Source organism: Marinobacter sp. 1_MG-2023, from assembly GCF_030549045.1.
Lineage (GTDB): Bacteria > Pseudomonadota > Gammaproteobacteria > Pseudomonadales > Oleiphilaceae > Marinobacter.
The window spans coordinates 120,596-142,317 of record NZ_JAUOST010000003.1 but is presented as its reverse complement, the minus strand read 5'-3'; the positions used below and the strand labels follow the sequence as shown (position 1 = coordinate 142,317).

The window sequence follows — 21,722 nt, the reverse complement described above, 5'->3', positions numbered from 1 at the left end:
ATGAACTTAAAGTTATTTGGTGTCGCCATCTTTGTGCTGGCGACACTGTTATTCAATTCTGCCTGGGCGCAAGAAGCCCCTTCGGTTGACCGGGCAGCCACCGGGGGTGCGCAAACCCTGGAAGACATCATGGCTCGTCAGGAGAAGTTGAAAGTTGACGAGGCTTTCCGGTCTGAAAAGCTGGGTGATCCCGCCTCTGCCGCGCCGGCAACCGAGCAATTGGGTACGCGGGGTGGAGTGTCTGTCTCGGACACTTACCGTTCCATTCGCTATAACCGTTTTGACGCCTACACACCGGCCAGGGGGCCAGCGGCTGACGTTCTGATCCAGGACGGCGGGATGACATGGTACAAACTGCGTGAGGGGCCGATCATCACTTATGGTGGCGGTGCGCTCCTGGGCTTCATTGCCCTTCTGGTCGTGTTTTACCTCATTCGCGGAAAAATCATGATCGATGGCGGCCCGGCAGGCACCACGATTCAGCGATTCAAAGCCATCGAGCGGTTTGGTCACTGGCTGTTGGCCGGCTCGTTTATTGCGCTGGGAATAACTGGCCTCATTACCCTGATGGGGCGAAGTTTTCTGATCCCTGTCATGGGCGCCGACGCCTTTGCGACTCTGGCTGCCGGCTCCAAGTGGGTTCATAACAATATTTCCTGGTCCTTTATGCTCGGATTGGTAATGACGTTTGTTATGTGGGTGGCGCACAACATCCCTGGCAAGCTCGATTGGCAGTGGCTCAAGGCGGGTGGCGGTATTTTTACCAAATCCCATCCTTCAGCGAGAAAATTCAACGCCGGTCAGAAGATCGTTTTCTGGACTGTTATGGTGTTGGGTTTCTCGCTCTCTCTGTCTGGCTTGTCTCTGTTGTTTCCATTTCAAATGCCTATGTTTGCCGAGACCTTCAGTGTCATAAACGGGGTTTTGGGAACAGACTTCGCGACGGCTCTGACACCCCATGAAGAGATGCAGTACGCCAACATATGGCACTCGATTATGGCGTTTGTCATGATGCTCGCCATTATTGCTCATATTTATATCGGCACCGTCGGCATGGAAGGTGCGTTCGATGCTATGGGTAACGGTCAGGTTGATGTGGAATGGGCGCGCCAACATCACGATTTGTGGGTGGCCGAGGTTGAGTCCAGACAAGGTAAGGGGGGATTGTCGTGAAGGTTATGATTTCTGCGTTTGTCGTGTCTTTGTTGATTGCCTCCCTCGCGCCAGTCGTTCTGAATCAATTCGGGTGGTCGTCCGCCGAGCAGGGAAGTAGTGAAACGAGCGTGCGTCTTGACTGATCAATCAGCAACACATCAAATCGATGCTGTCGGTTTGGTGTGCCCTCTCCCTGTTTTGCGTTTTAAAAAACGTATCCAGGGCTTGCCCAGCGGGACACAAGTGGAATTCCTGGCCGACGACCCCACTGGTCGTCGGGACTTACAGGCACTGTGCGAAATAGCTGGCCACAGGATTGAATGGATCCGGGAAGAGGAGGCGGGCGTCATCCGTTATTGTATCTGCCTGGCGTGACCCATATTTTGGGGCTACTTATCCCAGGCCTTCCCCCGGGCCACATCCGAAGCCTTCTGTTCCACCCAGTGTTCCCCGCTCTCAGACAGCTCCTTTTTCCAGAAGGGCGCAGACGTCTTCAACGCATCCATTATGAACTCGCAAGCTGCAAATGCATCACCTCGGTGGCTGCTGCAAACACCCACAAAGACAATCTGGTCCTGCAGCAACAGCCTGCCAACCCGATGAATTACCCGAACCTTACGAACATCCCAACGTCGCGAAGCCTCCTCAATGAGCCCGCTGATTACCTGTTCTGTCATTCCGGGGTAGTGCTCCAGAAACAGCCCCGATACACCCTGCGTATCGCCACTATCGCGAACCAGTCCCGTAAACGTTGCAATAGCTCCTGTTCCGGCACCGCTGGCACGCAGAGCCTTATGCTCCGCGCCGGAATCGAAATCTGCAGTTTGTATGCTAATCATTTCAACCCCCGGTTACCGGTGGGAAAAAAGCCACTTCGTCACCAGCTCTCACCGGCGCGTCAGGCTTTGCCATGGCTTGGTTGATTGCAATCATCACTGGCTGACTGCCTTGCAGTTGCGCCCAGGAACCGCCGCGGCTCGCCAGTGTTGCAAGCAGGTCGCTGACGCTCTGATCCCCCTCTGCCGGCAGCGTGAGTTGCTCCGTACCGAGTTCCTCCCGGAGGCGTGCAAAAAAACGGACGGTAATGGTCTGGTCAGTCATATCAGCTCAGTAGCTCGGTGAATGGGTAATAGGTCAACAGGTCGCCTGCTGCAACCGTGGAGTGCTCCGGAACGATTGCCAGGCCATCGGCCCAGCAGGCAGAACTAAGAACTCCAGAGCTCTGGTTCGGGTACGCGTTGACTTGGGTTTTTCCTTCAACAGATTCAAGGCGTGCACGGACAAATTCCCTGCGTATAGAAGGCGAGGTAACGTTAAATGCTGCGGGCACTTGCTGGCCCACTGGGTAAGTCCGCAGGCGGCCCTGGCAGGTGCGTATGTACGGCATGCCTACAACCAGAAAGGTCACGAGTACGGTTGCCGGGTTGCCAGGCAGGCCCAGTACAGGCGTGCCTTTGATTGAGCCAAAGGCAAGGGGTTTGCCAGGTTTGATCGCCAGGCGCCAGAGCGACAGCTCGCCGGATTCTTCCAGCACAGCTCGCACATGATCTTCTTCACCCACGGAAACGCCTCCGCTGGTGATGATCAGGTCGGCCTGCGCCGCTGCGCGCTCGAGTGTTTCCCGGGTGATGGTCCGGTTGTCTCGCAACGTCTCACACAGCACGACCTCACAACCCGCTTCAGCAGCCAGGGCAAGCAGGGTGAAACGGTTGGTGTTATAAATCTGACCCGCCTCCAGCGGGTTTCCCGGGTCGACCAGTTCATCGCCGGTGGACAGAATCGCGACGCGCAGCTTTCGCACCAGCGTTACCTCGGCCAGGCCCATAGACGCCAGAAGACCCATTTCCTGGGCCCGGACTTTCGTACCTTTGGCTAGTGCCAGACTGCCTTTTGCGAGATCCTGCCCACGTCGGCGGATGTTCTGGTCGGCTTTTATATCGGCATTGATCAGGATGCCGTCATCGGCAACCTCAACCCGCTCCTGCATGACAACCGTGTCTGCCCCGGCGGGAACTTCCGAGCCGGTAAAAATGCGGGCAGCGGTGCCGGGTTTCAATGGGCTTGGGGCTGAGCCTGCGGGGATCCGGTCAGACAGCGGCAGGGCCTGGCCAGGCACGTAATCCTCGGCACGCAGAGCATAGCCATCCACCGCACTGTTGTCGGCCGGGGGGACATCTGCCGGAGCCTGATAATCCCTCGCAAGTATTCGGCCATAGCTTTCGGTAAGCGGCAGAGCTTCGGTTGCTGTAATCACCGGAGCCTTGCCCAGAAGGTGGGCAATGGCTTCTTCGACCGGCGTCAGAGTGGCTGTCATGGTGAATGTCTCCGTGTTCAGAATTAACGCGTGGCGCGTTGCCCGATAACTTGTTGAAGGCGCTCGATCGCCCGTTCAGGCTTGCGGCCGACCAGGGCCGAAAAGTTGCAGGGGCCGTGGCGGCTGTCCAGCTGAGAGCTCAGAATGCCATTCCAGCCGGTGCGGCAAGCTCCGGTGGAACCAGGTAAACAAAAGATTGCCGTATAGTTGGCAAGGCCACCAAGGGCTCTGGACTGAATGGTAGAGCTGCCAATTTCCAAAGCGGACAGGCGCCGGAACTCTTCGCCAAAACCTTCAATGGTTTTGTCCAGCAGCGGTGCAACTGCCTCTGGCGTGCTGTCGCGTTCGCTAAAGCCGGTACCACCTGTGATGACGATTACATGAACATCCGCGTCTGCAATCCACGATGACAGAGCTGCGCGTATCAGGTAAACGTCGTCAGGCAGGATGCGCCGCGAAATAAGCTGGTGCCCGGCCTCTACTACGCTGTCTTCAAGAAACTGTCCGGAGGAGTCTTCAGCAGGGCCGCGGGTGTCAGAGACCGTAAGAATAGCGATATTGAGAGGTTTCAGGTCGTTCGTGGGTTCAGTGCTCATGGGAAGCTACTCCGAAAATCACAGGGGAAATTTTGGTTACCAGTATCCCTTTCAGTGGCAGCTAATGGAAGGGAGTAACCCATCAGGGGGAGGCGCCGGGGCCTGCATACAGGCGCTCAGGCCACAAGATTGACGTTTATTTGGTTCCTGCACTTGACATTGGCACGTAAGGTAGCAGATTATCGTCCTTGCCTTACGAACGGTTGTGTCCACTCTACTGGCTTCAGTACTTTATTCCGGATCTCTTCTATACCGGTTGCTCCATTTGGCCAGCACCTGTTTTAACAACTAATTCACTTATCTGTTCAGGGGCACCCCTGTCATCCCAACTTCCGTTTAATTCCATTCCTGAAAATCTAATAACCTATGAATCTTACTGAACTCAAGCAGAACTCCATGCCCGAATTGCTCGATATCGCGCAAGATATGGGCCTCGATAACCTGGCGCGCTCGCGTAAACAGGATGTTATCTTCACCATACTGAAGAAGCATGCCAAAGGCGGCGAAGACATTTATGGCGATGGCGTACTGGAGATTCTGCAGGACGGTTTCGGCTTTCTGCGCTCTGCCGACGCCTCCTACCTGGCCGGGCCAGACGACATTTATGTCTCCCCCAGCCAGATCCGTCGCTTTAACTTGCGCACGGGCGATACCGTTGCCGGCAAGATCCGTCCGCCGAAAGATGGCGAGCGCTACTTTGCTCTGTTGAAAGTTGCCGAGATTAATTTCGACAAGCCAGACAACGCGCGCAACAAGATCCTGTTTGAAAACCTGACGCCGCTGTTTCCTGATGAGCGCATGCAACTGGAAGCCGGCAACGGCAGTACTGAAGACTTGTCTTCCCGTGTGCTGGATCTGGTTGCTCCCATTGGCAAAGGCCAGCGTGGGTTGATTGTATCGCCACCCAAGGCTGGTAAAACGCTGCTGATGCAGAGTATTGCCCAGTCAATTACGCGCAATAATCCGGAATGCCACGTTATGGTGTTGCTGATTGATGAGCGTCCGGAAGAAGTTACTGAAATGCAGCGCACTGTGCGTGGCGAAGTCATTGCTTCCACCTTTGATGAGCCACCTGCGCGTCACGTTCAGGTTGCCGAAATGGTGATCGAAAAAGCCAAGCGTCTGGTTGAGCACAAAAAAGACGTAGTTATCTTGTTGGATTCCATCACCCGTCTGGCTCGAGCCTACAATACGGTCATTCCGTCCTCCGGTAAGGTATTGACCGGTGGTGTAGATGCCCATGCTCTGGAAAAGCCCAAGCGCTTCTTCGGTGCGGCACGTAATGTGGAAGAAGGCGGTAGTCTGACTATTCTTGCAACGGCTCTGGTGAACACGGGTTCCAAAATGGACGAAGTGATCTATGAGGAGTTCAAGGGCACAGGCAACATGGAAGTCCACCTTGATCGTAAGATTGCTGAGAAACGTGTATATCCCGCCATTAACATTCGCAGCTCCGGCACCCGCCGTGAAGATCTGCTGATGACCGAAGCGGATATTCAGCGTGTGTGGATTCTGCGTAAGCTTCTGCACTCCATGGACGACGACACTGCCGCCATCGAGTTTTTGCTGGACAAGCTGAAAGACACCAAGACCAACGACGAGTTCTTCCAATCGATGAAGCGTCGCTAAGAGCTGAAGTCTTGGCGCCCTTGGGATTGTGGGGCTGGCAGTACCGGGGCGACCTTCCCCGGACACGCCGTGAACCCATCCCTGGGGGCTTGGCATTGCCATCCCTGGCAATGCACAGTCCGGGGAAGGTCGCCCCGGTACTGCCGATCTAATTTTGGGCGCGCGCTTTTGTCGGTTGCAGTTGAGCTTTTGAGCTTTTGAGCTTTTGTGGTTTTTCCTTGAGTTAACTGCTGATCCGGTGAATGCGGTGAGGGCCTGCTTACCCAGACTGTGTCTTGCCATGGATGGCAAGACCAAGCCCCCAGGGATGGGTTCACGGCGTGTCTGGGTAAGCAGGCCCTCATTGCGTTCTGCGCATCGGGTCAGAAGTCCGGAAAGCGATAAACTCCGTAATTAATGGCCAACAGAGAACGGAGCCAACGATGAAATACAACGACCTGCGGGACTTCATTGACCAGTTGGAGAAACTGGGCGAACTGAAACGCATCTCAGTTGAAGTAGACCCCCACCTGGAAATGACCGAAATCTGCGACCGCACACTGCGGGCAGGTGGCCCTGCATTGTTGTTTGAAAATCCCAAAGGCTACGACATGCCAGTGCTTGCCAACCTCTTCGGCACAACCAGAAGAGTGGCTCTGGGCATGGGGCAGGAAAACGTGACCGCGCTCCGGGACATTGGCAAATTGCTGGCCTATCTCAAAGAGCCGGACCCCCCCAAAGGTTTTAAAGACGCTATCGAAAAATTACCGCTGATCCGGCAGGTAATGCGCATGAGCCCGAAAGTACTCAGATCTGCGCCCTGCCAGGAAGTGGTGATCGAAAAAGATCAGATCGATCTTTACCAGATTCCTGTGCAGCACTGCTGGCCCGGAGATGCAGGGCCGCTTGTAACCTGGCCGCTGGTGATTACTCGCGGGCCTCATAAAGAACGCCAGAATCTTGGAATCTACCGTCAACAGTTGATTGGCCGTAACAGGCTGATCATGCGCTGGCTCAGCCATCGCGGCGGAGCGCTGGATTTTCAGGAGTTTCAGAAAGCGAATCCCGGTAAACCCTATCCGGTAGCCGTAGCTCTGGGTGCAGACCCTGCAACGATTCTGGGGGCGGTGACCCCGGTGCCTGATTCGTTGTCTGAGTATGCATTTGCAGGATTGCTCCGGGGCAGTCGCACCGAGTTGGTACAATGCGGTCTCAGTGATCTACAAGTGCCGGCCAGCGCCGAAATTGTGCTGGAAGGCTTTATTTATCCGGATGATATTGCGCCCGAAGGTCCGTTTGGGGATCACACCGGCTACTACAATGAAGTGGACCAGTTCCCGGTGTTCACCGTTGAGCGAATCACCCATCGCAAAAATCCCATTTATCACAGCACCTATACTGGCAGGCCGCCAGATGAGCCGGCGATCCTTGGTGTGGCGTTGAACGAAGTTTTTATCCCGATACTGCAAAAGCAGTTTCCTGAAATCGTGGATTTTTACCTCCCGCCAGAGGGCTGCTCGTATCGTCTTGCCGTGGTGACCATGAAAAAACAGTACCCGGGCCATGCCAAGCGGGTAATGATGGGCGTATGGTCTTTCCTGCGCCAGTTCATGTACACCAAGTTCGTGATTGTTACCGATGATGATGTGAATGCCCGCAACTGGGAAGATGTGATCTGGGCCATTACGACCCGAATGGATCCTGCACGCGACACCATGTTGGTAGAGAACACGCCAATCGATTACCTGGACTTTGCTTCGCCTGTATCCGGTCTGGGTTCCAAAATGGGAATGGACGCAACCAATAAATGGCCGGGTGAAACAAACCGGGAGTGGGGCGAGCCGATTGCCATGACCGACGAAGTAAAGCAGCGGGTAGATGAGCTCTGGGGCAGCCTGGGGATTGAAAATCCGCCTGACTGCCCCGATTGATATGGGCAGTGAGCCGCGGTGGGTAGGTTTAAAACCTTCCGGAATCCGTTATTCAGCAGGCATTAACACAGATTTGTTGAGTGCTGCTGCCGATGCAGGTATTGCCGTTCCATTCGCTTGCAAAAATGGCGTGTGTGAGCTCTGCGAGGCGCGACTTCTTAGCGGATCAGCTCTTAACACCCGAAACCAACAGATGATTCCGGTCGGTGCGCGGTTGATGATGTGCAGAACCGTTGCGTGCGACCATCTTGAACTGGAGATAAGTGCCGTTATGGCAGCAGGAAAGAACCAGCCCCGAAAGTTCCAGGCAAACGTCGTGGATGTGCGATCTATCAGCCACGATGTGTATCGGGTTGAGCTTCAGCTGCCCCGTCGGCGCGAGCTGTCCTTTCATGCGGGCCAGTATTTGTCGGTCATCCTGCCGGATGCTGAACCCTGTTACTTTTCTATCGCGAGCAGCCCCTCAGAGCAGAACATCGAATTACATATTCAGGCCTCTCCGGAATGGGTGTCAGCACAAAAAGTTATTGATGCGCTGACTTCCGGTGAAGCAGTCAGTCTGGAGTTGCCCCATGGCAAGGCATGCATTGCCAGCGCGCCGGAAAAACCATTGTTGTTGATTGCGGCTGGTACCGGCTTTGCGCAGATGAAGAGTTTGGTGGAATATTTACGCGGTACGTCTTTTTCTCAGCCGGTCAAACTGTTCTGGGGCGTGCGGCGCCATGAAGATATGTATCTCAGGTCTATGGCTCGCCAGTGGGAGCAGGAATGGTCAGCATTTACGTTTCAGCCGGTAGTCGGCGATGACGAGGATAATGACTGGAGTGGGCACCACGACCAGCTTGTGCGGGCAGTACTGGCTACCGGAGCGGACTGGAAGAACGTGGAAGTACACGCCAGTGGCTCGCCAACCATGGTTTACACGCTGATGGATGCCTTGATAGAAGCCGGATTGCCTCCGGAAGGATTCTTCTCCGATGTGCTGGAATATGCACCCCGGAGCTAGAATGAAACAGGTGCCAGAACGCCCGTTCTGGCACCTGTATTGGCCTGCCTTATTCTTTCAACTGAGTCTCGTGGTATTGTCCTGATTTCAGGCTTTGGGCATCGGGAGCCTTGGAAGCCCGTTATCATTTGCAAGCCCTTGCATCATCAGTTTGATACTCACTTCTTCGTCGCCCATGTGCGCGCTCAGGCGGCTCAGTTCCGCAAGAGCTTCCCGGCTGCGACGTAACTTCAGGCTGGTCTCGAAATACTCCCTGGCTTTTCCCCAGAGTTCATTGCGCAGGCTCAGTCGACCGAGTGCCAGAAGCAGTTCTGCATTGTTAGGGCGGTCTTTTAGCCACTGCTCGGCTGCAAGCAGTTGCTCGTCCGGTTTCTGCCCTTCAATCCGGCCATAAAGGTTGACCAGATCATCGCTCCAGTGATTGTGTAGAACTTTGCGCAACAGAGTTTCGGCCTGTGCCTCATCACCGAGATCGGCCAGCAAGCGCGCATAATCCGCGATGGTCTTCTCGTCTCTGCGCAGAAACCCTGGCAGTTCATCCCAAAGGCGGGTGAGCGGTTCCAGTGACGCTTCCGGGCTCTCTTTTTGTTGGCGCCGGCAGTCTTCAGCCGCCCTTTCAAGAAGGTTGTGCCAAACCTGCCTCTCAAGCTCGCCAAGCTCGGATTCCGGAAGCACGCTGCGCTTACGCAGTTCAGGCAGCAGTTTCGAAAGCTCCCGCCAGTCTTCAAGGCGAAGATAGGTGTTTTTAAGCAGCTTGAGTACAAAAGGGTGATGTGGCGATTGCTTGCGCAGGCGCACCAGTGTTGCCAGTGCCTGTTCAAGGCGGTTGCCGGCAAGCTGCAGTTGGGCCTGGGTGATGCCAACGGCCATATCAGACCCTGGTGTGCTTTCAAATGCTTTGCGGAGCAGCTCGTCCACGGCTTCGTGATCACCACACTCAGAAGCCGCTTGAGCCGCGGCAAGGTAGTTAATCAGAGGTGTGTCTGCGTTACCGGCTGCTGACGTCAGCATCTTGCGGGCTCTTGGCCAGTTGCCTTCTGCCAGTGCCAACAGGCCCTGAGTGGTGCGCCGCCTTGCCCGGCGTTCCTTGCCGCGGGACACCCAGCCGGCGATCAGCCCGGTGCCTTGTCGCATGCGGCGTATCAGATTGATGGATAGTACGATCAATGCAACCACTGCAATGAGCAGGGCAAGGCCTACCCAGAAGTTGGTTTCGATCAGGTAGTTGCCCAGGCTGATGCGTATGTATCCCAGGTCGTACTGCAGCCCGAGTGAGAGCCCGGTGCCGATTAACAGCGCAAACAGAACGATCAGAAGCAGGCGAATCATGAATCATCGCCTCCATTGTCGTTGTTCAGGCGGCCTGCAAGTCGTTGTTTGAGCAGTTCCAGAGATTTGCTGATGTCTGGTAATTCCGGTGCGACATTGCGTGTTGCGAGCTCTGCAAGTGTGCTGCTTAGCGCGCTCACCCGTGGATTGCTTGCGTCATACCAGTCGTCAACAGCGGCCTGCGCCTTGACCAGAGCACGCTCATACAATGGCTGATTACCTCTGAGCACGGCCATTTCTGCTTCTTCCAGCATCAGTTGCAGGTTCAGTCGCGCGTAGGCGCTTTGATCCGGTGATAGCAGAGGCTTGACCGATTCATCCAGGCGACGAACCACAACCACCTGCATCAATGTGGATTTGAACTTTGTCCAGCCTCTGGCGAATATGCCGGGTTCTCCGCCTTCCCCGGGATCTGCATCAGACTGGCCGTTGCCGACAAATCCTGGAGCCTGCTCGCTGATAAGGGCCTGATCGGTCAGCTGGTGTACGCTGTCGATGGCGGCCTCAAGGGTGAGGTAAAGGCCGGTTCTGTCGACACCGGTTATGCCCCTGAGCGCCAGGATTTCCCGTGCCAGTTGCTGGCGCACCGGGTACACACCTATATCGTCTGATTCGGTTAATACCTCGTCAGTGGCTTCAAGCGCGGAAAGAGCACCGCGAATGTCTTTTTCAATCAGCAGTCGCTGGTTAGCAATGCGCAGCAGGTACTCGGCTTCGGCCAGCAGCCAGTCAGTACGGGTACGGTTGCCGGCTTCCAAAAGTTCGCGGGCGTTGTGATCAATCTGTCGCTGCTGGGTGGCGATCAATTCCCTTTGGGAGGTCAGTTTGTCTTCCAGGGACTGTAGACGCTGGCCTTGTTGGCTGCCACGGTCACCGTAGAGGTTTTCAAGCTGGGCAGTATCCTGTTTCAGACTCTCCAGTGATTGCATCGTAGTTTGGTGAACGTTCCATTGCTGCCAGTTCCAGAAGGCCAGCGCAGCAACACTGATGAGTGCAATGATAGCAATAACCCAGACCGGCCAGACTTTCTGCCGGGTGGGTTGTTCTTTCGCAATTGGGGCGGGTAGTTGTTTCGTTGTATCAGTCACGGGCGTCCTTACTTGGCTTTTCCGGAGCCACCGTCCTGGCCTGCCAGTTGTTCTGTGACAGCGGCCACGATGTCTTTGTCGGCAAGGCTTCCTGGTATGCACGGAGCGTTAAATCCCGCTGCGCGAGCCTGATCGGCGATACGCCGGGCGGGCACAATAACGGAACTATCGTATAGATTATGGCTGCAATTCGCACTTAGTGCGATGAGATTGTTCAGGGTCTCTCCAGAGAGCGCGATAATAGCCTCTGGCGCAAACTGATCCAGGGCCCTCTGGACCTGTGTTGCGGAGTAATCCGGACAGAATCGCCGATACAGGGGCATAGGGGTAACTCGGGCGCCTCGTGCTTCCAGCGTTTTACGGATTAACTCCCTCCCCTCCTCGCCCCGGGCCACCAACACCCGCTCTCCGTTCAACTCAGCCAGGGAGGGCAGCTTTAGCAGGGCTTCACTGGTCCAGCCCTCTTCAGGCTTGCGAGGTTTTAACCCATGTTCCGCAAGGACTTTTGCAGTGCCGGCTCCTACGCCGTACCAGTTCAACCCCATGGGAAGCTGGGGCCACCAGATGTCCAGCTCTTCCAGTAGAAGCCTTGCCGCGTAAGGGCTGACAGCAATAATATGAGTGAATTCATCCAGGCTGAGAATGGTGCTTCGGCGTTCCGGCGTCTCGGCCAGCGGCTCTCTTTCTAATAGAGGAAATACGAGCGCCTCTGCGCCGGCAACCTGGAACTGCCGGGCCAGCCGTGATGCTTCAGGCTCGGGCCGACAGATCAGAACCCGTCGGCCGGCCAGGCTGGTTGGGTCAGTGCGGGGTATGACCATAGATTTCGGCCAGTATTTTGTCTGCTCCCATGGCGAGAAGCTCTTCTGCCAGCTCTCGTCCCAGGCGCTCACCTTCGGCTCTGGGAGCACGGCCTTCGACACGGAGAAGCTGTGTACCATCAACCGCACCTACCAGCCCACGCAGCCAAACGGTTTTGTCATCTTCCAGTAGTGCATAGGCTGCGATAGGTACCTGGCAGCCGCCTTCCAGGCGACGGTTAAGAGACCGCTCTGATTTTACGCGATCCGCCGTGTCGGGATGGTTCAGCGGTGCAAGCATGGCACGCAGCTCGTCATCATTGAGACGGCACTCAATGCCGAGAGCTCCCTGGCCAACGGCAGGCAGGGAAACAGTGTCTGGCATGGAGTAGCGGATACGGTCGTGAAAGCCCAGACGCTTCAGGCCGGAACTCGCCAGAACGATTGCGTCGTAGTCGCCGGCATCGAGCTTGGCCAGGCGAGTGTTCACGTTGCCGCGCAGGACCCGGATTTCCAGGTCCGGCCGGTAGGCGCGAAGCTGTGACTCCCGGCGCAGGCTCGCTGTGCCCACGATAGAGCCTTCGGGGAGGGCATCGACGTTATCGTAATGGTTGCTGACGAATGCATCCGTCGGATCTTCCCGTTCGCAGATAGCAACCAGGCCCAGACCCTCGGGAAACTCCATGGGCACGTCTTTCATGGAGTGAACCGCCAGGTCAGCACGGCCATCGAGCATGGCTTCTTCCAGCTCTTTTACAAACAGGCCTTTGCCGCCGATTTTGGCCAGAGGCACATCGAGAATCTTGTCGCCCTGGGTTTTAATCTTGACCAACTCCACAATCACGTTGTCGTGGAGCCGTTCGAGTTCGGCTTTGATGAATTCTGCCTGCCATAACGCCAGGGCGCTGCTGCGGGTTGCGACACGAAGGGTTCGTTTGGACATGGTGCTCACTGTCAGTTCTGAAAAATGTTCGCCAAGGTTACCTCGTGGCGTCGTAAAAGTCCCGTAGGTGCTTGCTCTACATCGCCTGCAGCTGCAAGGTCTCGCCTTGCTTCGCGATACCTAGCCTGGCAGCTGACCCTGAAGCCATTGGCGCACGTTGCTTGCATGCCGGCGGCTTACTTGAAGCTCACCAAGATCGTCTCTCAGCGCCACCAGGTTGTGGCCTTCCGCTGTGCGTTTTAACGCTTGAATAAAACGAACACCGACCAGGGTGTTGCGGTGAATCCGGAGTAGCTGGCGCGGATAGGCATTTTCCAGTTCTTTCAGGGTGTAGTCGGATACGGCTTCGCCACGGGAATGATGAATGGTTACGTATTTCTGATCCGCCTGGCAATAGCGGATCCCGGCTATATCGATTAGCTCGGTTCCCCTGTGGCTGCGCACCGCCAGCTGCTCGCTTTCTGCATCATCCCGGCTCGCGCTGTTATCAGGTAGTTCGTTGGCCAGTGCTTGCAGTTGCACCCTGTTGACTCTCCCCGCTCTGGCAAGCGCCTCTTCAAGCGCCTGCTTGCGCACAGGCTTCAGCAAGTAGGCTAAAGCCTGCACATCGAAAGCCTGAATTGCGTAGCTGTCATACGCCGTGCAGAAAATGATAGCCGGCGGGGTGCTGAGCTTGTTGAGATGTGCGGCGACTTCCATGCCGTCAAGGCCGGGCATGCGGATGTCGAGTAGCAGTATATCCGGTTGCAGCTCTGCTACCCGGGCAAGCGCTGCATTGCCATCTTCGGCTTCACCGCAAACCTGGTAGTCCGGTAAATCCTCGGCCAGCCGACGGAGGCGGCCGCGGGCGAGAGGTTCGTCGTCAACAATCAGAATTTTTTGTTTTGTCATGGTTGCTGTGTGGTTTTTGGCAGCCTCAGGGTAACCGTGTAAACGTCTCCCTGGTGGCTATGTTTGAGAATGGCCGGCTCCCCGAAAATGGCTTGCAGTCGTGCCTGTATGTTGCTCAGAGCCATGCGGTTGCCGTTGTGCGGGTTTCCATTGCCATCCGGTTTCGGGTTTTGTACCAGCAGGTACACAAAGTTGCCCCGTGCTTCCGCCTCAATGCGCACCGTACCACCCTCCGGACGGGGTTGTATGCCATGATACACCGCGTTCTCTACCAGCGGCTGCAGGGTTAGTGGCGGAATGGCCTGGCGCCCGACCCCTTCTGCAATTTGCCATTCCAGCTTCAGGCGCGGTCCGAGTCGCAGGGCTTCGATGGCGAGGTAGCGCTGGCAAAGTTCAAGCTCCTTTTCCAGCGGGATGAGCTGGTCACCCGTGCGCAGGCTCGCACGAAAGAGTTCGGATAAGTCCAGCACAGCCTCTTCGGCCTGCTCCGGGTCTATGGCAATAAGGCTGGCGATGGTGTTCATGCTGTTAAAAAGGAAATGCGGCTGTATTCGGGCCTGCAACGCCGCCAGGTGCGCCTGCATTTCCGCTTCACGTTGCTGTTGCCATTGGTGTTGTATGTAAAAATAGCGGAGTATTATTAATACGATCAGCAGGGCCAGTAGCAGCTTTTTGGCAATCGCTTGCCAGTCGATGATCCCCGGCTGAGGGTTCAGAACATTGTCGGCAAACAGGCTGAAGGCGAGTACATCCAGCAGCACAATGGTTACGATTGCAAGGGTTGCGCGGGGCACGGATATGCGGGCCAGCCGTTGCCTTAGCAGGCAGATAAGCGCAGCGCTCGTGAGGGTAGTCCATTGCACAAACAGCGACAGGAGCGCGAAATAATTCCAGTCGATCCAGCCGTCGCTGGCCTGAACGATCGCCAGTACCAGTACCAGCAACTCGCTGGTGATCAACAGCATGAAAACGGATCGCACCCGGCACAGGTCCGGTACGAAGAATTCCTGAGTGATGACTGTTTTGTCCCCGCGCAGGGGAGTCTCTTTTGTACGGGTCAGAATGCTATACTCCCGCCACGTTCAATGTACCCTTAATATACCAAGTTCCCGCCAGATAATGCCGGGCTGCCAGCAGGAAAGATAGACCATGACGGATCAGAAAAAACCTGACCAGGCCACAACCTCAGAAAAACCCTGGGGCGGACGCTTCAGCGAACCCACAGATGCATTCGTGGAGCGTTTCACCGCTTCCGTAGGGTTTGATCAGCGTTTGTATCACCACGACATCACTGGCTCCATTGCCCACGCGACCATGCTCGCCGAGGTTGGTGTTCTGACAGTGGAAGAACGAGATAGCATCATCGATGGCCTGAAGGGCGTAAAGGCAGACATCGAAGCGGGGCGCTTTGATTGGTCTGTCAGTCTTGAAGACGTTCACATGAACATAGAAGCCCAGCTGACCAACCGTATTGGCATTACCGGCAAGAAACTGCACACCGGCCGCAGCCGTAATGACCAGGTAGCAACCGATATCCGCTTGTACCTGCGCGACGAGATCGATGTGATCGCCGAAGAACTTCGGCGCCTGCAATCTGGTCTGCTGGAGCTTGCTGAGCGCGAAGCCGATACCATCATGCCCGGGTTTACCCATCTCCAGACCGCACAGCCGGTCACTTTTGGTCACCACCTTCTGGCCTGGTATGAGATGCTGGTTCGCGATGCCGAGCGTCTGCAGGACTGTCGTAAACGGGTGAACGTGATGCCGTTGGGTGCGGCAGCCCTGGCCGGCACTACCTATCCCATCGACCGGGCCATGACGGCCAGGCTGTTGGGCTTTGACAGGCCCTCTGAGAACTCACTGGATTCAGTCAGTGACCGGGATTTCGCTATTGAATTCTGCAGCTTTTCGGCGTTGCTGATGACGCATATGTCCCGCTTCAGTGAAGAGTTGGTGTTGTGGGCTTCGGCACAGTTTGATTTTATTGACCTGCCGGATCGCTTTTGCACCGGTTCTTCGATTATGCCGCAGAAAAAGAACCCGGATGTGCCTGAGCTTGTTCGAGGCAAAACCGGGCGGGTGACCGGTCACCTGATGTCCTTGCTTATGCTGATGAAAAGCCAGCCACTGGCCTATAACAAGGATAACCAGGAGGACAAAGAGCCTCTTTTCGACACGGCCGACACCATCAAAGGCTGCCTGAAAGCATACGCCGACATGGTTCCGGCTATTCGAGCCAAGGCCGATAACATGCGCGTGGCGGCCAAGCGCGGTTTCTCGACAGCGACGGACCTGGCGGACTATCTGGTCAAGAAGGGCATGCCTTTCCGCGATGCCCATGAAGTTGTGGGTAAGGCCGTTGCTTTCGGTGTCGCCGAAGAGCGCGACCTTTCAGACATGACGATCGAAGAGCTGAAGCGCTTCTCTGATACCATCAATGACGATGTGTTTGACGTGCTGACCCTCGAGGGCTCGGTTCAGGCCCGCGACCATCTTGGTGGTACGGCTCCCGCTCAGGTACGGGCGGCCGTGGCCCGAGCGCGTAAGTTGTTGGGTTAGCCGCCAATTCGCCCGGTGGAAAGGTCGACGGCCACCGGCACCAGTTCAGTCAGGGGTTTGGGCGGACATAGCCTGAACCCCTGGCCGTAGTGGAGACCAAGTGTTCTCACCTTCCTGAGAATGTCGTCGTTCTCGATAAAGGTGGCAACCGTTATTTTCCCCGCCTCCTGTGCAATCCGGTGTAGTGCTTCCACCATGATCTGCTGAACCGGGTCATCTCCCAGCCTGAGCATCAGGCTCCGATCCAGCTTGATGATATCCACTGGTAGTTTCGCTGTCAGGCCGAAGCTTGCCACGGAAGCGCCGGCGCCATCCAGCGCCACGCGACAGCCAATCCGGTGAAGTGCATCACATAGCACGGTAACTTCATCTGGATATTGGGTTGCGTGGGGTTCGCGTATTTCGAGGCAGAAGCACTCTGCGGGATAGTTTGAAACCCGCAGTACGGATTCCATGAAATCTGCAAAGGTATCGTCCAGAACGCTGGCAAGGGAGAGGTTGAAACCGCAGTATTTTAATCTCGGTTCAAGCAAACGGTGATCGCCCAGCCAGGTGAGGGTTTGCAGTATAACCTGCCGGTCCAGTCGCTTGGCCAGATCAAAACGCTCGGCGACCGGGAGAAACTGGTCTGGCTGTAACCACTGTTCCTGTTCACCGTTTCCGGGGATGCGGCAGAGAATTTCGATATGGTCGCCCCATGTTGCGCTAGCAACCGGCTTGAGTGACTGGAATTCGAGTATCAGCGCCTGTTGATCCAGCGCGCTGCGAATCTGGTCGACGTATTCATTGCCATCACTGGTCTCTGTTTTTGGGCGGGAGTAGTGAGCAGTATGAACCCGGTTGCGTCCGGATGTTTTCGCGTCGTGGCAGAGGTCTGCGGCTTGCCCCAGCAGTTGCTCCGGCTCCGCCGGCGTGGTTTTGTCGATGATTAACAGGCCGCCGCTGGCGGTGGTTTGCAACTGACTGCCCTGCCACTCGAAAACAAAGTGACGGATCAGGTTCAGCGTGTCGTCTGCGATTTTTCGTGCAGCAGGCTCAGTGCAGTTCTCGATGAGCACCGCGAAAGTGTCTCCGGAAAGCCTAGCTAATGTATCCTGAGTCCTGCTGCGAACATCGAGGCTGCTGGCCAGCTCTCTGAGGTAGCGATCGCAGGCACCATTACCCGCCACGCTACTGACGTGGCCGAATCCATCCAGGTTCAGGTATAAGAGGCTGTTACCGGCTGATTCGCCACCTTTTTGTTCCCTGCTGCGTTGAAGGCGGGCAGTGAACTCTCGCCGATTGGCAAGCCCGGTTACCGGGTCGTGTCGATACCGATATTCGCTATCATCGTTGTTGCTTGCGCGGCTACTGGTATCACTGGCGACAACGACCGCACCTATGGTTTCGCTTTTGGCGCTGTTCGGGTTGTCAGTGAGGCGCTGATAATGAAACTCATAAACCGGCCATTCACCACTCTGTTGGGTGATGGGCATATCAACAATAAAGTTGCCCTGCTCAAAGGCCCTTTGCCAGAGTTGCTCTAAGAGATGTCGCTCATTCGGGTGTTTCGCCAGCAGCTTGCTCAGGTTGTCGCCGACCCGGGGAGTTGCGCCGAAAATGCTGGCAAAAAGCCTGGCGTAGGGGGCGTTGCAATGCAGCAGGTTCAGGTTTTTGTCGACAGCGGCGATCAGCCCCGGGCTTGCAGCTGTGGTGGCGCAAAGAATCTGCTCGGCCCGTGTGCGAGCCTCGTCGCGCTGCATTTCACCTGTGAGGTCAACCAGAGTGCCGCCGAGTTTACCTATCCGCCCGCCGGCTTTGAGCGCGCGGCCGCTGAGGGTGGCGCGGATCCGTCTATGGCGCGCTGTGAGAATGTCCAGATCGATGGTAAAAGGTGTTCCGGTGCGCGCGCACCTGCGAAACAGCGCCCGGATGCGCTCCTGGCCGCTCTGGCAGTAAAACAGGGCCTGTTCGGGGGTCATGTCAGTGCATGGTTGTAGCTCAAGCAAGCGGTATAACCCTTCGGTCCAGATAATCTGGTTGCTCGCAATGTCCAGCTCCCATATTCCAAAGCCGGCAGCGCTTTCTGCGGAGCGCAGTAAACGCGGGTCTATGGCGGCACTGTCCTGCTGGATGATTCGGGCACTGGCGGCTTCGTCGGAATCGCGCATGCTGATGCGCAGTGAGATGCAGGCGGTATAGAAAAAGCCTTCTTTATGACGGAACGTGACCAGCGCATTCCGGCCACTCTCGATACGGTGCCGGTTTACCGGTGCAAATGGGTCGTCTTCCCGGGATGCCAGAACCTTGTGTACCACACCACCGACCAGCTCGCTGGCCTCGTACCCGAGCACGGCTTCGGCATTTTGGTCTGCAAACAACACCTTGCCTTCATCGTCGATACGCAACAGGGTGGGGCGACTGTTACCCTTGGATGTATCGGTCCGATAACGTTGTATGACAAATTCTTTCACTGGGCCCAGCCTCGGGTTTTCGGGAGCGCAATCCGCTTTTATTTTTCTGATGGTTTTGCCACGATGAGTTCATCATACTGATAAATAAATCGGAAAGAACCTTTCTAACCTCTCCCCCGGAGCCGCCTTGACCGCTCATGCCAAACCGATTGCCCTGGATTTTGATGAGGGCATTGACCGCAAAACCCTGCGTCGACTGCGGGACCGGTTTCTCATGGTTAATCACCAGCGTTGGGAGAGGACCCATTCGTCGCTCACCTATCGGCAACAGGTAGTGCTGGAGGTTTTACCCCTGGTGTTTCACACCAACCATCCGGCGCTGCCCGGCTATCTGGACGTCGACTGTCCCTACGGCCTTAGCCACTATCAGCCAAATCCCGCAGCTGTGGGGGCCGCGCGGCGCCTGGCCCGTACCTTCAGTATTCGGGATGAGGGTCGCGACGGGCAGATCTGGAAGCTCTTTTCCTGATGGGCAGTCCTGGAACCCTGGGGCACTCTGTGGCCAGCGATCTGGATGTCTGGTTGTGTCACCGGGACGACCTGCAGGAAGCGGGAATCCGTTGCCTGGAGCGCAAGGCCGGAAAGCTGACCGAGTGGGCGCTGTCTTTTGGTATTGAGCTGCATGTATTCGTGTTCTCTGCAGCCGAATGGCGGGACGGCCGGCCACGAGCGGAGGTGAGCGGTGAAAACTGCGGCAGCGCCCAGCATTATCTGCTATTGGATGAGTTCTATCGTACCGGAATTCATCTGGGCGGATGTTATCCGCTCTGGTGGCTCATTCCTTCGGATCAGGAAGACCGCTACAGGGAATGTGTAAGCAGACTGGTGGACTACCGCTTTATCCGCGACGACGAGTACATCGATTTCGGTGCCGTGCCAGCCATTCCACCAAGCGAATTTCTTGGTGCGGGTGTGTGGCAACTCTATAAGGGCATTGATGCGCCCTGGAAGTCTATTCTGAAACTGTTGCTGACTGAGTGTTATGCACAGACTCAGGATCAGCCGGTTTTGTCGCGGGTGTTCAAGCAAACGGTTTTCAGTGGCGTTACCAATGTTGATGTTCTGGACCCGTATGTCATGTTGTACCAGCGTCTCGAGCAGTGGTTGAAAGCAGCCGGGGCGGAGGCAAGGCTTGATCTGGTGCGTCGGAGTTTCTACATCAAAGCGGGGCTGCCACTGACTCGCATCGGCGCGTCGGGTGAGCAGGGTGCGGAGCCTTGGAGAACCCGGCTGTTGAGAGAGCTCGTGGACGGATGGGGTTGGCGGGAGAATCAGATTCAAGCGTTAGATAATCGTCAGCTCTGGCGGGCTGAAGATGTTTCCTCTCTGCGCCGTGCGGTCGTGTCGGAACTGACACATAGCTACCGTTTGCTCTCAAAAATGGCCCGTGATCATGGTGAGCAGTCGGCGATCAGCATCAGCGACATCAGCCTTCTCGGACGCAAGCTTTACGCGGCATTCCAGCGAAAGGCCGGCAAAATTGAGCAGATCAACCCGGGCCTGGCTCCGTCGCTGGCGGAGGAGAACCTGGCATTTCACCATCAGTCTGAACAGGGCGGCGCAGGAAGCGGCTGGTTACTTTACCGTGATCTGGAAGACCCTTCGGATGCCTTCTGGCAGCCGGTTATCCGGCGCTCTGGCAACCTTGCGGAATTGGTTGCCTGGTGTTACTGCAACGGCTTGCTGACCCGGTCTACGCGCCTCAATGTCCGTGCGGGGCAGGGTGTTGCATCCATCAGTGAGCTGCGGGAAATGCTGGATGCGCTTTCGGGGTTTGTGTCGTTTCCCTTGGTACCGGCAGGCCGAGACGCGCTTGCTCGCGGCGTTCGGCCCCTGCGCAACCTTCTCCTGATCAATGTGGGTATTGATCCCCAGTCTCATCTCACCGAGCGTGGATTGCACAAGCTGAGCGCCCGGCATGACTCGCTGGGTTTCAGCGGTGGGCGTGAAAACCTGGTTGTTACTATTGATCAGATTACGCTTAACAGTTGGCACGAAGTCAGCCTTCAGCACTATGCCTCCGGTGATACACTGGTTCAGTGCTTAAAAAATGTGCTCGCATCGGTTGCTCTTGATCCCCGTGCAGTTCCTGGCATTAAGGTACACAGCCACAAGCGGGGGCATGGTAGCGCTATTGCTCGGCGAGTTCAGGAGCTGTTTGCGGATGTGTTACGCCAGTTCTTTGCTGGTGGCACCGGGCCGCACCCCTTGCGTTACGTCATCGAAATGGATCGCCGGTATTTTCTGCTTGAATTCACCGGTCCGGAGCCAGGATTTATTGCCCTTGAAAGCCGGAATGCTCTCATGGAATGCCTGGCTCAGCCCCGTGACCTATACCTCCCAGTCATTTTCGATCGCCACGCACTGCTGGAAGAGCCTGCGTTGCGGGCTGCCTGCCAGGCCAGTGAGCCGGACAGTATTCAGGTCTTCTATTTTTTGCGTGGCGAGCGGGCGCAGATTTGGGTCATTGATGAGCGCGGCTCACTGTTCAGTTGGGAACAGCCTGCCACCAGCCGCCGCTATTTTCTGATACCTCTGCTGCGTTTTCTGGAGAACCTGATAGAACGTCGCACGTTGCGTAATAGCGAAATGCCTGTGGCCTTAGCCGGAGTCCGGTGCTACGAAATGCTGGTAATTGATGGGCTGTGGCGCCCGGAGTACAGGCCGCACGTTGATTCTGGCGCAGCAATACCGGGGCTTGAGGTGCAGGCCGTGGGCGTGCAGGAGGGGGACAGCCGCGTTCGCTTTGACCTTTACTGTGATGAGCAGGAATTCACAGTGCTGCAATACGGCGATCAGCTGATTCCGGCTGTTGCTCACTATATTCGTTCGCTGCGCCACAGCCGGGAGCAGTACCCGGTTTATCTGACGGATGTGCACCTGCCTCATGACCTTGATCCAAGGGTCTATCAGCAGGATATACAGACCAGCCAGTATCTTTATTATCGCGCCGCTCTGGAAGAGTCGCTGAACCGTGAACTGGAGGCGTTTCGATAGCCCATCGCCCTCGCCGTGCGGGCCACGGGTCAGGTATACTTTGCTCATTACA

19 protein-coding genes are annotated in these 21,722 nt (G+C 56.2%); 8 read left to right on the top strand and 11 right to left on the bottom strand.

The genetic code is table 11. The features are described 5' to 3' along the window. Both Q4606_RS10085 and Q4606_RS10080 read left to right on the top strand, forming a co-directional pair. A complete protein-coding gene (locus Q4606_RS10085; protein ID WP_303607437.1) occupies positions 1–1,173 on the top strand; it encodes a formate dehydrogenase subunit gamma in 1,173 nt (390 codons plus the stop codon). Positions 1,174–1,272: 99 nt separating this feature from the next. After that, on the top strand, positions 1,273–1,530 hold the full coding sequence (locus Q4606_RS10080) for a sulfurtransferase TusA family protein (protein WP_303597110.1): 258 nt from the start codon (positions 1,273–1,275) through the stop codon (positions 1,528–1,530). 14 nt (positions 1,531–1,544) lie between these two features. On the opposite strand, the gene Q4606_RS10075 is transcribed toward Q4606_RS10080, so the two are convergent. From Q4606_RS10075 to moaB, 4 genes are read right to left on the bottom strand one after another with little or no spacing between them, the layout of a single operon-like run. Continuing rightward, positions 1,545–1,994: a molybdenum cofactor biosynthesis protein MoaE gene (locus Q4606_RS10075; RefSeq protein ID WP_303607436.1), complete on the bottom strand. Its 450-nt coding sequence runs from the start codon at positions 1,992–1,994 to the stop codon at positions 1,545–1,547. 1 nt (position 1,995) lies between these two features. Continuing rightward, positions 1,996–2,256, bottom strand: a complete 261-nt coding sequence (gene moaD, locus Q4606_RS10070) for a molybdopterin converting factor subunit 1 (protein ID WP_303607435.1) — start codon at positions 2,254–2,256, stop codon at positions 1,996–1,998. A 1-nt stretch (position 2,257) separates the two neighbouring features. Beyond that, complete coding sequence (glp, locus tag Q4606_RS10065; protein WP_303607434.1) at positions 2,258–3,469, bottom strand: gephyrin-like molybdotransferase Glp; 1,212 nt, start codon at positions 3,467–3,469, stop codon at positions 2,258–2,260. A 23-nt stretch (positions 3,470–3,492) separates the two neighbouring features. Beyond that, positions 3,493–4,065 carry a molybdenum cofactor biosynthesis protein B gene (gene moaB, locus Q4606_RS10060; RefSeq protein ID WP_303607433.1) on the bottom strand — a complete coding sequence of 191 codons (573 nt, stop codon included), beginning with the start codon at positions 4,063–4,065 and terminating at the stop codon, positions 3,493–3,495. Positions 4,066–4,431: 366 nt separating this feature from the next. Between moaB and rho the strand changes: the two genes are divergently transcribed. The 3 genes from rho to Q4606_RS10045 all read left to right on the top strand — a co-directional run bounded on the left by rho (position 4,432) and on the right by Q4606_RS10045 (position 8,610). Then, a complete protein-coding gene (gene rho, locus Q4606_RS10055) occupies positions 4,432–5,694 on the top strand; it encodes a transcription termination factor Rho (protein WP_303597115.1) in 1,263 nt (420 codons plus the stop codon). A gap of 422 nt (positions 5,695–6,116) precedes the next feature. After that, on the top strand, positions 6,117–7,604 hold the full coding sequence (ubiD, locus tag Q4606_RS10050; RefSeq protein WP_303607432.1) for a 4-hydroxy-3-polyprenylbenzoate decarboxylase: 1,488 nt from the start codon (positions 6,117–6,119) through the stop codon (positions 7,602–7,604). Between the two features lies 1 nt (position 7,605). Beyond that, a complete protein-coding gene (locus tag Q4606_RS10045) occupies positions 7,606–8,610 on the top strand; it encodes a 2Fe-2S iron-sulfur cluster-binding protein (RefSeq protein WP_303607590.1) in 1,005 nt (334 codons plus the stop codon). 87 nt (positions 8,611–8,697) lie between these two features. Here Q4606_RS10045 and Q4606_RS10040 read toward each other — a convergent pair whose 3' ends face one another. The 6 genes from Q4606_RS10040 to Q4606_RS10015 form a co-directional block, all read right to left on the bottom strand. After that, positions 8,698–9,939, bottom strand: coding sequence for a heme biosynthesis HemY N-terminal domain-containing protein (locus tag Q4606_RS10040; RefSeq protein WP_303597117.1), 1,242 nt, complete (start codon positions 9,937–9,939; stop codon positions 8,698–8,700). Continuing rightward, positions 9,936–11,027 (bottom strand): uroporphyrinogen-III C-methyltransferase, encoded by a 1,092-nt coding sequence (locus tag Q4606_RS10035; protein WP_303597118.1) that lies wholly within the window; start codon positions 11,025–11,027, stop codon positions 9,936–9,938. Before Q4606_RS10035 ends, Q4606_RS10040 begins: the two co-directional genes overlap by 4 nt. An 8-nt stretch (positions 11,028–11,035) precedes the next feature. Beyond that, entirely contained in the window at positions 11,036–11,848 is an 813-nt protein-coding gene (locus Q4606_RS10030) for a uroporphyrinogen-III synthase (RefSeq protein ID WP_303597119.1), read from the bottom strand. Next, the gene (gene hemC, locus Q4606_RS10025) at positions 11,829–12,770 is read right to left on the bottom strand and encodes a hydroxymethylbilane synthase (RefSeq protein WP_303607431.1); all 942 of its coding nucleotides are present in this window, start codon (positions 12,768–12,770) and stop codon (positions 11,829–11,831) included. The genes Q4606_RS10030 and hemC overlap by 20 nt, the downstream gene beginning before the upstream one ends. A gap of 120 nt (positions 12,771–12,890) precedes the next feature. Beyond that, positions 12,891–13,661, bottom strand: coding sequence for a LytTR family DNA-binding domain-containing protein (locus Q4606_RS10020; RefSeq protein WP_303607430.1), 771 nt, complete (start codon positions 13,659–13,661; stop codon positions 12,891–12,893). After that, positions 13,658–14,626, bottom strand: a complete 969-nt coding sequence (locus Q4606_RS10015) for a sensor histidine kinase (protein WP_368497847.1) — start codon at positions 14,624–14,626, stop codon at positions 13,658–13,660. The genes Q4606_RS10020 and Q4606_RS10015 overlap by 4 nt, the downstream gene beginning before the upstream one ends. A gap of 184 nt (positions 14,627–14,810) precedes the next feature. On the opposite strand from Q4606_RS10015, the gene argH reads away from it, so the two are divergent. Beyond that, positions 14,811–16,220, top strand: a complete 1,410-nt coding sequence (argH, locus tag Q4606_RS10010; RefSeq protein ID WP_303607429.1) for an argininosuccinate lyase — start codon at positions 14,811–14,813, stop codon at positions 16,218–16,220. Here argH and Q4606_RS10005 read toward each other — a convergent pair. Next, entirely contained in the window at positions 16,217–18,673 is a 2,457-nt protein-coding gene (locus Q4606_RS10005; RefSeq protein WP_303607428.1) for an EAL domain-containing protein, read from the bottom strand. The genes argH and Q4606_RS10005 overlap by 4 nt on opposite strands. Positions 18,674–18,800: 127 nt before the next feature. Here Q4606_RS10005 and Q4606_RS10000 point away from each other — a divergent pair, with 127 nt between their 5' ends. After that, positions 18,801–19,142, top strand: coding sequence for a hypothetical protein (locus Q4606_RS10000; protein ID WP_303607427.1), 342 nt, complete (start codon positions 18,801–18,803; stop codon positions 19,140–19,142). Then, positions 19,142–21,670 carry a class I adenylate cyclase gene (locus Q4606_RS09995; RefSeq protein ID WP_303607426.1) on the top strand — a complete coding sequence of 843 codons (2,529 nt, stop codon included), beginning with the start codon at positions 19,142–19,144 and terminating at the stop codon, positions 21,668–21,670. Before Q4606_RS10000 ends, Q4606_RS09995 begins: the two co-directional genes overlap by 1 nt. Positions 21,671–21,722 lie beyond the last annotated feature (52 nt).

What these genes read in the sequence shown, in the direction of transcription:
- ubiD (WP_303607432.1), top strand. Translation starts at nt 6,117, where the DNA reads ATGAAATACAACGACCTGCGGGACTTCATTGACCAGTTGGAGAAACTG.
- rho (WP_303597115.1), top strand. Translation starts at nt 4,432, where the DNA reads ATGAATCTTACTGAACTCAAGCAGAACTCCATGCCCGAATTGCTCGAT.
- hemC (WP_303607431.1), bottom strand. Translation starts at nt 12,770, where the DNA reads ATGTCCAAACGAACCCTTCGTGTCGCAACCCGCAGCAGCGCCCTGGCG.
- moaB (WP_303607433.1), bottom strand. Translation starts at nt 4,065, where the DNA reads ATGAGCACTGAACCCACGAACGACCTGAAACCTCTCAATATCGCTATT.
- moaD (WP_303607435.1), bottom strand. Translation starts at nt 2,256, where the DNA reads ATGACTGACCAGACCATTACCGTCCGTTTTTTTGCACGCCTCCGGGAG.
- Q4606_RS10020 (WP_303607430.1), bottom strand. Translation starts at nt 13,661, where the DNA reads ATGACAAAACAAAAAATTCTGATTGTTGACGACGAACCTCTCGCCCGC.
- Q4606_RS09995 (WP_303607426.1), top strand. Translation starts at nt 19,142, where the DNA reads ATGGGCAGTCCTGGAACCCTGGGGCACTCTGTGGCCAGCGATCTGGAT.
- glp (WP_303607434.1), bottom strand. Translation starts at nt 3,469, where the DNA reads ATGACAGCCACTCTGACGCCGGTCGAAGAAGCCATTGCCCACCTTCTG.
- argH (WP_303607429.1), top strand. Translation starts at nt 14,811, where the DNA reads ATGACGGATCAGAAAAAACCTGACCAGGCCACAACCTCAGAAAAACCC.
- Q4606_RS10040 (WP_303597117.1), bottom strand. Translation starts at nt 9,939, where the DNA reads ATGATTCGCCTGCTTCTGATCGTTCTGTTTGCGCTGTTAATCGGCACC.
- Q4606_RS10085 (WP_303607437.1), top strand. Translation starts at nt 1, where the DNA reads ATGAACTTAAAGTTATTTGGTGTCGCCATCTTTGTGCTGGCGACACTG.
- Q4606_RS10015 (WP_368497847.1), bottom strand. Translation starts at nt 14,626, where the DNA reads ATGCTGTTGATCACCAGCGAGTTGCTGGTACTGGTACTGGCGATCGTT.
- Q4606_RS10075 (WP_303607436.1), bottom strand. Translation starts at nt 1,994, where the DNA reads ATGATTAGCATACAAACTGCAGATTTCGATTCCGGCGCGGAGCATAAG.
- Q4606_RS10045 (WP_303607590.1), top strand. Translation starts at nt 7,606, where the DNA reads ATGGGCAGTGAGCCGCGGTGGGTAGGTTTAAAACCTTCCGGAATCCGT.
- Q4606_RS10030 (WP_303597119.1), bottom strand. Translation starts at nt 11,848, where the DNA reads ATGGTCATACCCCGCACTGACCCAACCAGCCTGGCCGGCCGACGGGTT.